General features: G+C 63.4%; 18 protein-coding genes. 8 read left to right on the top strand and 10 right to left on the bottom strand.

Annotated elements, in window-relative coordinates:
* Positions 1-26 precede the first annotated feature (26 nt).
* The 5 genes from AX737_RS15865 to AX737_RS15845 all read right to left on the bottom strand — a co-directional run bounded on the left by AX737_RS15865 (position 27) and on the right by AX737_RS15845 (position 1,863).
* Positions 27-434, bottom strand: coding sequence for a hypothetical protein (locus AX737_RS15865; RefSeq protein WP_156453759.1), 408 nt, complete (start codon positions 432-434; stop codon positions 27-29).
* A gap of 48 nt (positions 435-482) precedes the next feature.
* A complete protein-coding gene (locus AX737_RS15860) occupies positions 483-902 on the bottom strand; it encodes a hypothetical protein (protein WP_066922865.1) in 420 nt (139 codons plus the stop codon).
* A 228-nt stretch (positions 903-1,130) separates the two neighbouring features.
* The gene (locus tag AX737_RS15855) at positions 1,131-1,331 is read right to left on the bottom strand and encodes a hypothetical protein (RefSeq protein WP_066922863.1); all 201 of its coding nucleotides are present in this window, start codon (positions 1,329-1,331) and stop codon (positions 1,131-1,133) included.
* A 13-nt stretch (positions 1,332-1,344) separates the two neighbouring features.
* A complete protein-coding gene (locus AX737_RS15850) occupies positions 1,345-1,650 on the bottom strand; it encodes a hypothetical protein (RefSeq protein ID WP_066922861.1) in 306 nt (101 codons plus the stop codon).
* A gap of 12 nt (positions 1,651-1,662) precedes the next feature.
* Positions 1,663-1,863, bottom strand: a complete 201-nt coding sequence (locus AX737_RS15845) for a hypothetical protein (RefSeq protein ID WP_245293460.1) — start codon at positions 1,861-1,863, stop codon at positions 1,663-1,665.
* A 79-nt stretch (positions 1,864-1,942) separates the two neighbouring features.
* Between AX737_RS15845 and AX737_RS15840 the strand changes: the two genes are divergently transcribed.
* From AX737_RS15840 to AX737_RS15820, 5 genes are all read left to right on the top strand, one after another.
* Positions 1,943-2,278, top strand: coding sequence for a helix-turn-helix transcriptional regulator (locus tag AX737_RS15840; RefSeq protein WP_245293459.1), 336 nt, complete (start codon positions 1,943-1,945; stop codon positions 2,276-2,278).
* Positions 2,275-2,595: a hypothetical protein gene (locus tag AX737_RS15835; RefSeq protein ID WP_066922855.1), complete on the top strand. Its 321-nt coding sequence runs from the start codon at positions 2,275-2,277 to the stop codon at positions 2,593-2,595. Before AX737_RS15840 ends, AX737_RS15835 begins: the two co-directional genes overlap by 4 nt.
* Positions 2,596-2,861: 266 nt before the next feature.
* On the top strand, positions 2,862-3,116 hold the full coding sequence (locus tag AX737_RS15825; protein ID WP_066922849.1) for a hypothetical protein: 255 nt from the start codon (positions 2,862-2,864) through the stop codon (positions 3,114-3,116).
* 227 nt (positions 3,117-3,343) lie between these two features.
* Positions 3,344-3,715 carry a hypothetical protein gene (locus AX737_RS33300; protein ID WP_156453758.1) on the top strand — a complete coding sequence of 124 codons (372 nt, stop codon included), beginning with the start codon at positions 3,344-3,346 and terminating at the stop codon, positions 3,713-3,715.
* 26 nt (positions 3,716-3,741) lie between these two features.
* On the top strand, positions 3,742-3,921 hold the full coding sequence (locus tag AX737_RS15820) for a hypothetical protein (protein WP_066922845.1): 180 nt from the start codon (positions 3,742-3,744) through the stop codon (positions 3,919-3,921).
* A gap of 45 nt (positions 3,922-3,966) precedes the next feature.
* Here the strand turns inward: AX737_RS15820 and AX737_RS15815 are convergent, their stop codons facing one another.
* The 5 genes from AX737_RS15815 to AX737_RS32135 form a co-directional block, all read right to left on the bottom strand.
* A complete protein-coding gene (locus AX737_RS15815; protein WP_066922844.1) occupies positions 3,967-4,449 on the bottom strand; it encodes a hypothetical protein in 483 nt (160 codons plus the stop codon).
* A gap of 23 nt (positions 4,450-4,472) precedes the next feature.
* Complete coding sequence (locus AX737_RS33295) at positions 4,473-4,943, bottom strand: hypothetical protein (RefSeq protein WP_156453757.1); 471 nt, start codon at positions 4,941-4,943, stop codon at positions 4,473-4,475.
* 47 nt (positions 4,944-4,990) lie between these two features.
* Positions 4,991-5,242, bottom strand: a complete 252-nt coding sequence (locus AX737_RS15810; RefSeq protein ID WP_066922843.1) for a hypothetical protein — start codon at positions 5,240-5,242, stop codon at positions 4,991-4,993.
* Positions 5,243-5,469: 227 nt separating this feature from the next.
* On the bottom strand, positions 5,470-5,838 hold the full coding sequence (locus tag AX737_RS33290) for a hypothetical protein (protein WP_156453756.1): 369 nt from the start codon (positions 5,836-5,838) through the stop codon (positions 5,470-5,472).
* A gap of 164 nt (positions 5,839-6,002) precedes the next feature.
* Entirely contained in the window at positions 6,003-6,665 is a 663-nt protein-coding gene (locus AX737_RS32135; RefSeq protein ID WP_197430600.1) for a DUF4238 domain-containing protein, read from the bottom strand.
* Between the two features lie 404 nt (positions 6,666-7,069).
* Here AX737_RS32135 and AX737_RS33285 point away from each other — a divergent pair, with 404 nt between their 5' ends.
* From AX737_RS33285 to AX737_RS15800, 3 genes are all read left to right on the top strand, one after another.
* Positions 7,070-7,507, top strand: a complete 438-nt coding sequence (locus tag AX737_RS33285) for a hypothetical protein (RefSeq protein WP_156453755.1) — start codon at positions 7,070-7,072, stop codon at positions 7,505-7,507.
* Positions 7,508-7,516: 9 nt separating this feature from the next.
* A complete protein-coding gene (locus AX737_RS33280) occupies positions 7,517-8,443 on the top strand; it encodes a hypothetical protein (protein WP_156453754.1) in 927 nt (308 codons plus the stop codon).
* Positions 8,444-8,718: 275 nt separating this feature from the next.
* Complete coding sequence (locus AX737_RS15800) at positions 8,719-11,367, top strand: M23 family metallopeptidase (RefSeq protein WP_156453753.1); 2,649 nt, start codon at positions 8,719-8,721, stop codon at positions 11,365-11,367.
* Positions 11,368-11,423: the final 56 nt, after the last annotated feature.

Raw genomic sequence — 11,423 nt, 5'->3', positions numbered from 1 at the left:
GGGTGACGGGCGGGACGGTGCGCGCCCTACTGCGCGGCGCTCGCCTCGCGGCGGGGCGGCTCGGCGCCGAGATCGCGGAGCAGGCTGAGCGCGAAGCGCTCGCTCTGGTCCGGCGTGTCGCTGGCATAGGCCGTGACCTGTTGCGCGACGATCCGTGCCTTGGCGCGCAACCCGGCCTGCGTGAGGGCGGGTGTAGCGATGATCCCTTCAGCGAGGACGTTGAACTCGTCGCACGCCTCTTCAAGCCGCTCGTCGGACCAGTTCTCATTGATCGCGCGCTGGCTCGTCTCGTCGTGCATAGCGATTGCGCGGTCGCAGTCGCGGATCAGCGCCGCGTCGGGCTGGACGTCCGCCAAGGCGGCGAACGTGGGCGCGGCCAGGGCCGGCAGGGCGGCGACGGTCAGAAGGCCGCGGCGGGACATAGCGGTTCGCATGGATGGCTCCTGAGGCTTGAGGGGCAGGCAGACGGGCGAGACGGCGCGCTACGAGGCAGGCCGCGGATCGCGGAAGGTGCAGAGGTCGTTGGCGGGCGGGCCCGGCGGGCGCGGCGCGTGGGCGACGCGGCGGGCCTCCGCCTCGCGCTCGACGTCGGCGGGCGGCTGCGCGTTCAGGAACAGCGCCAGATCGGCGGCCCGGGTCTCCGCGAATGCGTAGAGCGGGGCGAACGAGTCTGCGTAGGGCGCCTCTTCGGCGATCCACCACTGAAGGTGCTGCAGGAGGGCCACCGCGCCGCCTCGGCTTTTGCAGGGTGTGAGCAGGAGGGTGCTCAGCGTCCCATCGAGCGTCTGCTCCGCGACCAGTGACGGATTGCCGGCCGGGGCGACCTGAAACGCAGCCCATGCCTTCCGGTGGTCGGTGATGGCGCCTTGGATCGGGTCGGCGTGGGTCGGGACATGGGGCATGGGTCGGGCTCCCGGCGGGGCTCGGCTTGGTGGATCGGTTGGGTTCGGGGTGCGGTCGGCGGCAACGTCCCGTTGGGGCCATGATTCACCTGGCCGCCGACCGCTTCCGGCCGAAGCCGGATCTCAGGGTTGGTGTGCGCCCGGCGGCAGGCGCGTAGTGGGTCTCACTCTCTACATGGCCGCTGGGCGCTTCCGGCCCTGCGGCCGGATCTGTGTTGGTGGGCGGTGCTAGGACTCCGCCCCGACATCGAAGCGGTGGGCGCCAGAGCCGCACCACTCGCGGGCGCCGGCTTCAGGTTCCTCGGTCTCGAGATCTGGATCCCCGTCGAGCACGTCGAGGTAGGCGATCAGGGTCTCGATCATCGTTTCCACCTCGGCCCGGCTCGGCGGGCGGCGGCGGGCGCGGGAGCGATCGGCGAGAGAGGACATCGGCTCCTCCCCCTCAGTGAGACTGCGCGTCTTCGCGGGCCGCGGCCTCGCGCTCGCGGCCGTCCATCGCCAGACAGGTCCGCAGGATCTCATCGTTCCGCAGGAGGGCGTCCATCCACTCCGGGACCGGCAGGCTGGCGTCCGAACCGGGCGCGACCAGCCGAACCGACAGAATGTCCGCATCGTGGTCGGCGCCGGGCTCGTCCCGCGTTGCCGGGTAGCCAGGGATGAAGCGGTAGGTGACGCTCAGATCGAACTCGCGGTCTTCGCCGTGCCCGAGGGACACGGTGAGCGAGGTCTGCATGGTGTGTTCGGCCATCGTGCCTTCCCCTCAGTGCCGGGTTGCCGGGCGCACGGCGCGCGCGGCCTGCCACGAGGCGCGAAGCGCGACGGACATCGCCTCGGCCCAGGTGCCGCCGTACCGGCGCTGGTGGAGCTTCGCGGCGGCGGCAGCGTGAGCCATGATCGCCTTGCGATCGAACTGGCCGGCGACGACCAGCGCGCCGCGGGTGCGGGCGAAGGTCTGGACCATGGCGCGGGCACCGGCGAGACCAGGGACGACAGCGGCGCGGTCAGCGTGGAGGCCGCGAAGGGCGTTATTCCAGGAGAGGGTGCGGGGCATCAGAAGAGCCTTGGCGGTTCGTGTGATTTCAGTTATATCGACTGAAACCGGCCTTGGCAAGTCATTTTGCATGAATTCCGACGAAAAGACGATAACCGGGGCTCAGTGTCGAGCGGCGCGAGCGCTTTTGGACTGGAGCCGCGAGGATCTTGCTGCGGCCAGCAAGGTCTCGCGCGCGGCCATTGCCGATTTTGAGCAAGCGAAGCGGCAGGTGAGAGAGCGGACGGTTGACGACCTTCAGGCCGCCCTTGAATCGGCGGGCATCGCCTTCATTCCAGGAGGGGCTGAGGGCGCAGGCGTCCGCCTGAAAGACCCTCAGGCGTGACCGGCACCGCCCAGCCCGAGTCCCAGAGGGAAGACCTCCGGCTTATCGAGATCGAGCGCCTGAACGAGGCGAACGCGGCGCTGGCGCGCCTGACGGCGATCCACAACGAGAAGGCCAAGCTCTCGGCCACCACGATCAACACCACGGCGCTCGGCCTGTTCGGAGGAGGCGTCGTGCTGCCCCTTGTCGGGCTCAGCTACCCCCTCGCGGCTGCGCCCCCTCCCGGTCAGCTAACCCTGCTCACGATGGTCGTTTGGACCTTGGTCTCGGGTGCACTACATTGGTGGGCGCGCACGATGCTCGAAAGTCTCCGCTGATGGAGTGGTCCTACCTCTACCTCGCTGTCCCGCCGGCCCTGGCGCTGGTCCTCGCCCTTCTGTCGCGGCGCGCAGTCATGCGAAGCGCTGCCCAGGTCGATGCTGCGCGGAAAGAGCGCGACGCCCTGGCAAAGGGCGCCCTTGCCACGACGATGCGCCGAACGGACCGGATGATGCATGGCAGGGTGCCTGCTCCGCCTGAGCCGGCACGCACGCGGGCGTAACGGACGCACCGAGCACGCCGAAAACTCGCGACGGGTCTGGTTATGCGCTCCATTTTCCAGGCCGACCCGATCCCCTTCGGCCAAGCTGCCAAGCTGGTGGTCTGGCCACCGAGCTTCCCGCTCCCGAACCGCGACGGGACGCTCGCCGACTGCGTTCGGTGGGCCCATGAGTTCGCCGCGTTGGATCCGGCGCCGGCTTGGCTAGACATCACGCTCGATGGCTTCGCCATCATCGGATGGGACGACATCCAGAAGTTGGCCGCGCACCTGCAGGGCGGCGCGCCCGTGCGGGGCTAGAGGCCTTGCCCGTCCAGCTTCATGGCAGGCGCGTCGGCGGCGGGCGAGCCGGGCGCAAAGTGGGCTACTCGCGAGCTAGGCGTGTCCCGGTTGTCCGCCTGCCCTTGCGCCTCCTGCCTGACGGCAAGTTGGGTTCGGTCGTTATAGACATCGGATCGAACCCCGTCGCAGGGCTACTCTACACAGGCGTTGTTGGCCTAGACTCCCTGCCCGGCGGGGATTTGGAGTTGTACTTTCACATCCTCGAAACCCGCGCCGCAACGGGCAGTTTTTATACGTATTGGAGCGGACGGGAGACGCAAAGAATTTTCGATGTACACCAGCGATCGGCGATCGTCTACAACACGCGCCGGGCTATTCGCCTGCTGCTTCTCGGCTTGAAACCGGATGACCTCGTTTGGTTCACGTACGACGATGATCTATCGCCGCGTGCGCTTCTAAAATATGAAATCTGGCGCCGCGCCGTTGTGTCTGCTGGCTATGGCGTGACGGAGACGCCCCTGCGGCACGGGCGAAAGGCATGGAGGGCCGAACGCATCAAGCCCCCGCGTGTTGACAAAGTTCACACCGCTCCCGATCCTCAGGGCTGCGAGGAATGACGATGACGCGCGAGGAACTAGAGCGATTGGCCGCGACCGCTGAGCAGCGGACGAAGGGCTACATGCGCAATCTGGCCTTCGATCCGGCCTTCCGCGCTGCGGTCCTCAATCCGGCCGGTTCGCGGGGCGCAGCCCCGTTGCCAATCCTGCGCGAGAGCCCGGCGCCCCTCACGGGCGGCGGCGAAGAGGTGAAGCGCCGCGCCTGAGCCTCCGACGCTCGGCGTTGGGGCGCCTCCCCCGTCTCTTCTGGATCAGCCCCCAAACTCGGCCAGCGTCTCGTACTTCCCATCTGCCCTCGGCACCTCGACGCGCCACACGGGCGTGTGGAACATCGACTCGGTGGCGGCGCGCGCGAGCCGGCCGGTGACCAGATCAAAGGTTGCGACCCGGTGTCCGTTCATGGCGCGGATCACCATGGTGTCATTGGCCACGTACAGCGTCGTCGCCGGAAGCTCGGTCCACTGCCCGTAGCGCAGCCAATCCGGCGTCACGTTCGGCACGATGCGCGCTTGGCCCAAGGCCAAGCAGTCCTCGTTGTTGAAGCTGGACAGCTTGTAGACGACCGGCCGGGCGGTGCCTTCATGCGTCCCGAGCGGGTCGAGCAACCCCAACTCGCCCCCGAGGTCCACGACGAAGGCGAGCCGAACGGTGCCGCTCTCGACGCGGACCAGGGCGCAGTCGCCGGCCTTCAGGTCATCGACCGAACAGACCCGGCCCGGTAGGTAGTGCTGCATTAGGCGATCCTCATTGCTTAGGTTCAAGTCGGTTCCTGAGCAGACGGACTAAGCTCTAACACTTCCCTGAGCGGGCCATGCAATAGCACGTTGAGGGTCATGCTGCATTCGGTGAAAGCGTCCGCAGCGTCGTCAATCTCTTCAATCGTCAGGGCTCTTTGACGGCGAAGTAGTCTCTGCGACCCATCGCTCAGGGTGGCCGGATGAGAGTGATAGATGTCGTTTCGCAGATCGGCGAGTCGCCCGAACTCTTCAGCGGCGGCAACGCAGGCGAGGCGCACGTTTTCTTCAGCTAGCCTACCGGCGTACTTCGCTACATCCTTGGCAAGACCTTTGGCCGTCACTTTGTCCGCCTTGTGAACGTACCCCGGCTTCATGCGGTCACAGCAACAAAGCGCATTCCACTCAAGGCATGCGAAGGCGTAGAGCGCACGCCCGAGGGAGATCAGGTACGCATCATCCACGGGCGTCCGCAGACGGGCATCCTTGGCCATTCGCCCCCCTCCCCTGCCGACTACTCATACTAGCCCGCAGGGCGCAGTTATCCGGTCAAGCTCTCCGCGAAATCGTCCGGCACCTGCCCGAACTGGCCCAGGATGGTCGCGCTCTCCAACTCCCCGGTCTCGTCATCGGCGACGATCTGAAGGGCCGCGGTGCCCGGCATGCGCCCGGCCATCGCCTCCGCCTTCTTGAGCGCGCCGCTGGCCGTGGATGCCGGCTCGGGCCGGTTCGGCCGAAGTTGCTTCCGGTGGATACCGAAGGTTTGCACCATGAAGCTCGTGCGTAGGGTCATGGCTAGGCTTCTCCATAGAGCGCCGCGGTGTCCGACCGTGCGCCGGTCCGAGCATGGTTCCACGCATGTTCCCGTATTGTTCTAAATCGTGCAAGCAGCGCCCGAGCGCTTAGCCTGTGGATAACCCCCTCTCCGAGATCTGAGGCGGCGGATCGGCTGGGCCTAGGAGACTCGACGCACCGGCGCGCCCATAACAACTCACTGCCTACTCCGGGGCGGCGCCGCGCTCAATCGACCCTGTTGATCCAGGATCCCACGCGATCCCGCAACGCATGATTTTTTGCATAGTCCAGTATCCGCGTTAGTTTGACAAACTTTTTCTCTAAAAGTCCAGAAAAGTCATCAACGATTTCGAGCCACGCCGGATCCCGCTGGGGGCCAGCCAGCGTTCCATTATAGTGATATTGCGGTTTGTTGCGCAGGCGCAACGCGCGCAGTCGGATATCTTCTGGGAGGTGTTGTTTGCCGAACCTGATGATCTCAGATGTCACCCCTTCTGACGGCCCCTCATATTCGTCTTTTTGGGTGAGCCTGTAAGTCCCTGGGCCGACTTCCTCCAGACGCTCAAAGACTTCGCCGTTGGCCGGCTTGCCCATTTGTCGGAAGCGCGAGATATCTGTCTCCGACAGATTCCCATTGAAATATATGTTCTCCCTCGAATTGAAATAGGATATCCTGTTTAAGGCCCATATCTCGTCGACATTGCTGATTGATATTGCATTTCCTGAGTCGCATGAGTAAACATTTCCGTCATACAAAATCAGAGCATGCGACGACGAGACTGGCATATAGATTTGCAGGCCCGCAGCAGCCAGGCCGAGGCCAAACTCCTCGCCGAATTTTCTGCGGCAAAAAAGTTTGTCATGCAAACGGGATTGTCGGACAAAACGAATGGTGTCTTGGTTTTGTTAAGTATAAGCTTCTGCTTTAGATCGAATATGACAGGGCTAGCGCGCATTGCCGCCGTGATGTTGATGCCAGCGGCGTTTGTAAGTCCTATTTTGAACTGCTCAAGCTGCTCCCGAGGAAATCGCCCGTAGGCTACCATCTTCATCATCTTGTCGACCATGGAGTTGGCATCGTCTTCTGAAGCAGCAGTTCGGCCTTTCTGTAGCGCGACCATAAATGCAATGGCAGCTATGTCATCAAAGCTTCGGCTAAGGGCATTCCTGCTTATTGCGTTTGTTGTGATCTCCCCGAATACGCCCTCCATTATCCCGAGATGGTCCTCAAGAACGAGATCTTTCCCGTACATATAATCTCGATAGCATTGCTCTTTAAGTGACGCAGCGCGCACAGAAAAACCCTTATTGAGATTGTATAGGGCAATCTGCTTTCTGTCCTTGGGCGCTTTGTGGCCGTCAACCGCAAAATTCCTAAGTACATATTTGGGGATAAAGTGCTGCCTTTTCTTGTTGGCCACCGCTTCCCCCGGACCTCTTAATGAGCCGCACTGATTGACGGCGGCTCGATTGATACGACCTAATGCGCCTCTGATGCTACGGTGCGACTGCGATTTGAGATATAGCCTGATGCGGTCCGTCCCCTGGACTCCATCGGCGCCGTACTTGCCGGGCCGAGGGGGCGCTGCGATCTTGGCTCCCCCTAGACCGGCGCTGGAACTTGGGCCATAACCGATCCTGCGACGACTAGGTGACGCGGCGAGCAAAACCGCTTGTCCCCAGCGAGAATTTCGCGCACAACCGACCTTGGATCAGAGGCCCTGCGATGACGCGGGGCCTTTTGCTTTGCGCATCTCGCGCACGCCCCCCCCTTCTCATTCAAAGCCTTCTAAGGCGCCCGCATCCGCGGGCGTGTGGAGCACCCATGCCCGTCATTCGCAAAGGTCCCGGCTTCGGTGCCATTGAGCGCCGCATAGCCGAACTAGGGCAGATCCAGATAGCAATAGGGATCCCCGCAGAGGCGTCTGCGAATGTGCAGGCAAGTGGGACGCTGGTCAGCGCAGCGGGTGTTGGCTATCTGCATGAGACGGGCGCACCCGAAATCAATCTCCCGCCGGATTTTCACTTACGGCGCGCCATAGAGGGCGCCCACCCCGAAGTTGCCGGCCACATGGTAGAGGCCGCGCGGCGCGCAGTATTGGGGGATGCGGCAGGGGCCGAGGCCGAAGCCCATCAAGCGAGCGAGTGCGTAATTCGGGCAGTCAAAGCCAAGATTGCCGAAGGGCAACCGCTCAATAGCCCCGGCCTGCCGGACCTCAAGTCAATCTCGGATGCATACACATTCGAGATCAGGCATAAGTAGGCAAGCCGAATGACGCAACTGTACGGCAGGATCTGCCAGCTTCATGTCGGCAGCGGTGGCGGCACGCTCGACCTGTCCGAGTTCCGGGTGCGCTTCCGGATCACCGACCCGGTGGTTCAGACACCGCGAGCTGCAGCCATCCGAATAACGAACCTCTCCGATAGTACGGCGCGGTCCATACCAAAACGAGGCGGAAGAATTGCCCTAATCGCCGGGTATGCCGGACTCTACTCGCAAATTTTTTCGGGCGAGGTTCGGGCACGCAATATTGGTCGCGAAAGCCCGACAGACACATACGTTGACATATTCGCACAGGACGGCCTCAAGCCGTATCAGTACGCTTCAGTGTCAAAGTCGTTGCCGGCGAATTCAACAGGTAAAGACATACTAGACATCGTTCTTGAAGCGATGAAGCCCTATGGCATCACTGCCGGGAACATCCCCAAGATTCTTGCCCAGACCAAGGATCCCAGGGCGCAGGTTCATTTTGGCATGGCCCGCGATACGATGAGACGGCTCGCGCAGTCCCTCGGCTGCACATGGCTGATCCGGGACGGCAGACTGAACGTACTGCCCGCTGGCGAGGCGCTTCCCGGCGGGCCTGTTGTATTGAATTCTAATAGCGGTCTCATAGGAAGACCGTTGCAAACTGAGCAGGGCATCGTTGGCAGATCCCTCCTTAATGCCAGGATCCAGGCCGGACACAAGGTTGTAATTGACGAAAGGTCAATTGATCTATCCCCGTTCGATCTCTCAGTAAAAGGCGAAGTTAACAAGTCTGAGCCTAATCTCGGCACGATCTCGACTGACGGAACCTACAAAGTATCGTCTGTAAATCACATCGGAGACACCAGAGGCGAGGCTTGGTATTCTGAGTTCGTCTGCAACGCGCTTGGGGCCTCTACGACAGCCCAGACGAAGCTGGGGCGGGCCTAGGCCGCTTCGCGGTCTACCTCCTGGGCTGGCGCGTTGACACCGCCTCCCAGTCCAAGGCGGAGGGCTCGGTCAAGGCCTACGAGAAGGCCGTCATCGAGGCCGAGAAGCGGGCCGAGGCGGCCCGGCTCGCGGGCGCGAAGTCGGCGCAGGAAGCGAACAAGATCAAGGCCGACGCGGATGTCCGCGCGGCCAAGGATGCGCTGAAGCGGGCCAAGGAGCGGGAGGCCGCCGAGTCCGCTGCCGCGAAGGCGGCCAAGGAGCGCACGACCGCCTTCGTGAAGGGCGTGGCCGCGATGGCGGTCGCCCTGGAGGCCGCGGCCCTCGCCTCCACTGCCGCGGTCGTGAAGATCTCGGACGGGCTGGAGAAGCTCTACTACGCCTCCGAGCGCACCAACTCCAAGGTCGGAAACCTCAAGGCGTTCAGCTACGCCGCCTCGCAGCTCGGCTCGACGGCCGAGGGCGCGGCGGGCTCGCTCGAGGCGCTGGCGCAGAACATGCGCTCCTCCCCCGGCTACGAGGGGATGCTCAAGAACCTCGGCGTCGCCACGCGCCAGAACGGCAAGCTCCGCGATCTCACCGAGGTCACGATGGAGCTCGGCGACGCGTTCGCCAAGATGCCGCACTTCCAGGCCAAGGCCTACGCGGACGCGCTCGGGATCGACGAGCGCACGCTGATCGCGCTGAAGGACGGCTCGTTCAAGAAGGCGGTCCTCGAATACCGGGAGATGCTCGGCAAGGCCGGCGTCGATCCCGACCGCGCGGCCAAGGACTCGGCCGCCTTCATGAATATGTGGCGGCGCATGTGGGCCGCCGTCGACATCCTGTTCACCCGCATCGGCGCCGCGCTGACGACGAAGTTCGGCGCGCAGATCGGGCGCCTGACGGACTACCTGCTCGCCAACGCGGACGGAATCGCCAAGGCGGTCATCGGCATCGGTGAGACCCTGCTGCGCCTGGCCACCCGCGTCGTCGACCTGATCGGCAAATTTAACGACCTCGACCCGGCGACGAAGCAGTTCCTGATCTCGATCGCAGCGGTGGCGACCGCGCTCCTCCTGCTCAAGAGCGGGCCCGTCGCGGCCCTGCTCGCGCTCGCGGGCGCAATCGTCGTCCTCTACGACGACTACCAGAAGTGGCGCGAGGGCGCGAAGGACACCCTGATCCCGTGGGATCGGTGGTGGCCCGCGATCCAGTCCACGCTGAACGCCCTGAAGGACCTCTGGGAGGGCTTCGACCGGGTCGCCAAGGCGATCACCGGCCAGGACGGTCTCACCGCGGCCTTCGCGGCCTTCGCGGTCGTGCTGGCGGCCAAGGTGCTGGCACCCCTAGGCAAGGTCGTGGGCCTGCTCGGGACGCTCGGCGCCATGCGTCCGCCCACGTGGCTGCTCGGCCTTCTCGGGATCGGCGTCGCGGCCAAGGTGGCCAACGATGCCGGTATCCTCGACGCGGGGGCCGGCTCGCGGTCCTGGCACGAGAGCGTTGTCCGCACGCTCGACCCGGGCATCGCCGACCGCATCTACGGCAAGACTCAGCAGGGTGCCGAGCGCGGCCCCAACATCGTCAGCCGTGGTCTCGGCTGGGTGAAGGGGAAGTTGGGCTTAGGTCCCGCGCCAGATGGCCTCCTTGATAACATTGCGCGAGCCGAAGGTACTGCCGGCCGGCCCGGGAATGGTTACAACACCTCTCTAGGCTACGGTAAATATCTCCCTGGCGGTAAAGAGCAAACACTTACGGACAAGACACTTGCTGAGATCCTAGACCTCGGCAAGTTCATGCGCCAACAGCCTGGGAATCCGAATTCGTCGGCGCTCGGTCGATACCAAATCGTTGGTTCTACGCTCAAGGAAGCCATCAAAGCGCTTGGCCTTGACCCGAACACAACGAAGTTCGATGAAAAGACACAAGATCAGATCGCGCATTGGATCGCGCGACAGCAGGGCCTAGGTGCTTGGGAGGGGTTCAAGACGCACCCGAAGGAGCGTGAGGCTGCGCGACGAGCCCTTGAGCGGGATGATCGATCAGGGGGCCAAACCGGGTCGAATGGAAAGGCTGGTGGCGACGGCGCCAACGTCTTGGAAGGTGGCGGACGCATCACGTCGAAGTTTGGACCGCGCCAACACCCCATCCACGGCGATGTCCGTCATCACAATGGAGTCGATCTCGCCGCAACGCCAGGGACCGGGGTGAAAGCACTGAAAGATGGGAAGGTGGTCAAGCTCAATGAGCATGGCGACATTACCATCGAGCACGAAGACGGTTCGTCGTCTACTTATAGACATGTTGTCCCTTCGGTGAAGCAGGGTGACGCTGTGAAAGGAGGGGGGCGGATCGGCGCTGTTGGCCCGACCGACAGTCGTTCAACTGGCCCACATCTACACCTTGAGATGCGGGACAAGGACGGCAAACTGATTGATCCGCAGACCATGTTGGAGCGGATGCAAAGCGCAGTACAGGACCCAGACAAGCCCAAAGGCAGCTCTGCATTTGAACAGAGGTTCAACGACTCGTTCGGCGCCGGTAACACGGCTGGCCAGGGCTCTGGCCTAGCACCCGAGGTCAATGCTGCCGTTGAGAAGCTGAGAAAAGTCGCCCTTCAAACTGCCGAAAAGGTCGAGCAAACGCTTGTGGCTTATCCAGAAATGTGGATCGGCAAGGCAGAGGGCAGCATCGGCAAGATCAACCCGCGCGGCCTGACGGCCGAACAGTGGAAAGCGGGCGGCGCCTTCCAGACGAGCCCGCTGGGAGCGGGTGATTCCAAAGCCGGAAAAACGGTCTACGATCAGCGGACGTTCAACGATCAGCGCACAACGACCGCAACCGTGACCGGCGTCTCCGACCCGAAGGAGGCTGCGAGCCACATCACAGGCGCAGCATCGCGCCAGCGGTCCGATCTGATCGGGAACTTCAACAACAGGTATGCGTGAGATGAACCCTGGGGCGCCAACGCCTCAGGGGCTATCTACAATTAACCTTGCAACTG

This window comes from Methylobacterium sp. CCH5-D2, from assembly GCF_001556475.1.
GTDB lineage: Bacteria > Pseudomonadota > Alphaproteobacteria > Rhizobiales > Beijerinckiaceae > Methylobacterium > Methylobacterium hispanicum.
This window is presented reverse-complemented; position numbering and strand designations above follow the sequence as displayed.

Coding starts and splice junctions, on each gene's coding strand:
- AX737_RS15865 (WP_156453759.1), bottom strand. CDS start 434: ATGCGAACCGCTATGTCCCGCCGCGGCCTTCTGACCGTCGCCGCCCTG.
- AX737_RS15860 (WP_066922865.1), bottom strand. CDS start 902: ATGCCCCATGTCCCGACCCACGCCGACCCGATCCAAGGCGCCATCACC.
- AX737_RS15855 (WP_066922863.1), bottom strand. CDS start 1,331: ATGTCCTCTCTCGCCGATCGCTCCCGCGCCCGCCGCCGCCCGCCGAGC.
- AX737_RS15850 (WP_066922861.1), bottom strand. CDS start 1,650: ATGGCCGAACACACCATGCAGACCTCGCTCACCGTGTCCCTCGGGCAC.
- AX737_RS15845 (WP_245293460.1), bottom strand. CDS start 1,863: ATGGTCCAGACCTTCGCCCGCACCCGCGGCGCGCTGGTCGTCGCCGGC.
- AX737_RS15825 (WP_066922849.1), top strand. CDS start 2,862: ATGCGCTCCATTTTCCAGGCCGACCCGATCCCCTTCGGCCAAGCTGCC.
- AX737_RS15815 (WP_066922844.1), bottom strand. CDS start 4,449: ATGCAGCACTACCTACCGGGCCGGGTCTGTTCGGTCGATGACCTGAAG.
- AX737_RS33295 (WP_156453757.1), bottom strand. CDS start 4,943: ATGGCCAAGGATGCCCGTCTGCGGACGCCCGTGGATGATGCGTACCTG.
- AX737_RS15810 (WP_066922843.1), bottom strand. CDS start 5,242: ATGACCCTACGCACGAGCTTCATGGTGCAAACCTTCGGTATCCACCGG.
- AX737_RS33290 (WP_156453756.1), bottom strand. CDS start 5,838: ATGGGCAAGCCGGCCAACGGCGAAGTCTTTGAGCGTCTGGAGGAAGTC.
- AX737_RS33285 (WP_156453755.1), top strand. CDS start 7,070: ATGCCCGTCATTCGCAAAGGTCCCGGCTTCGGTGCCATTGAGCGCCGC.
- AX737_RS33280 (WP_156453754.1), top strand. CDS start 7,517: ATGACGCAACTGTACGGCAGGATCTGCCAGCTTCATGTCGGCAGCGGT.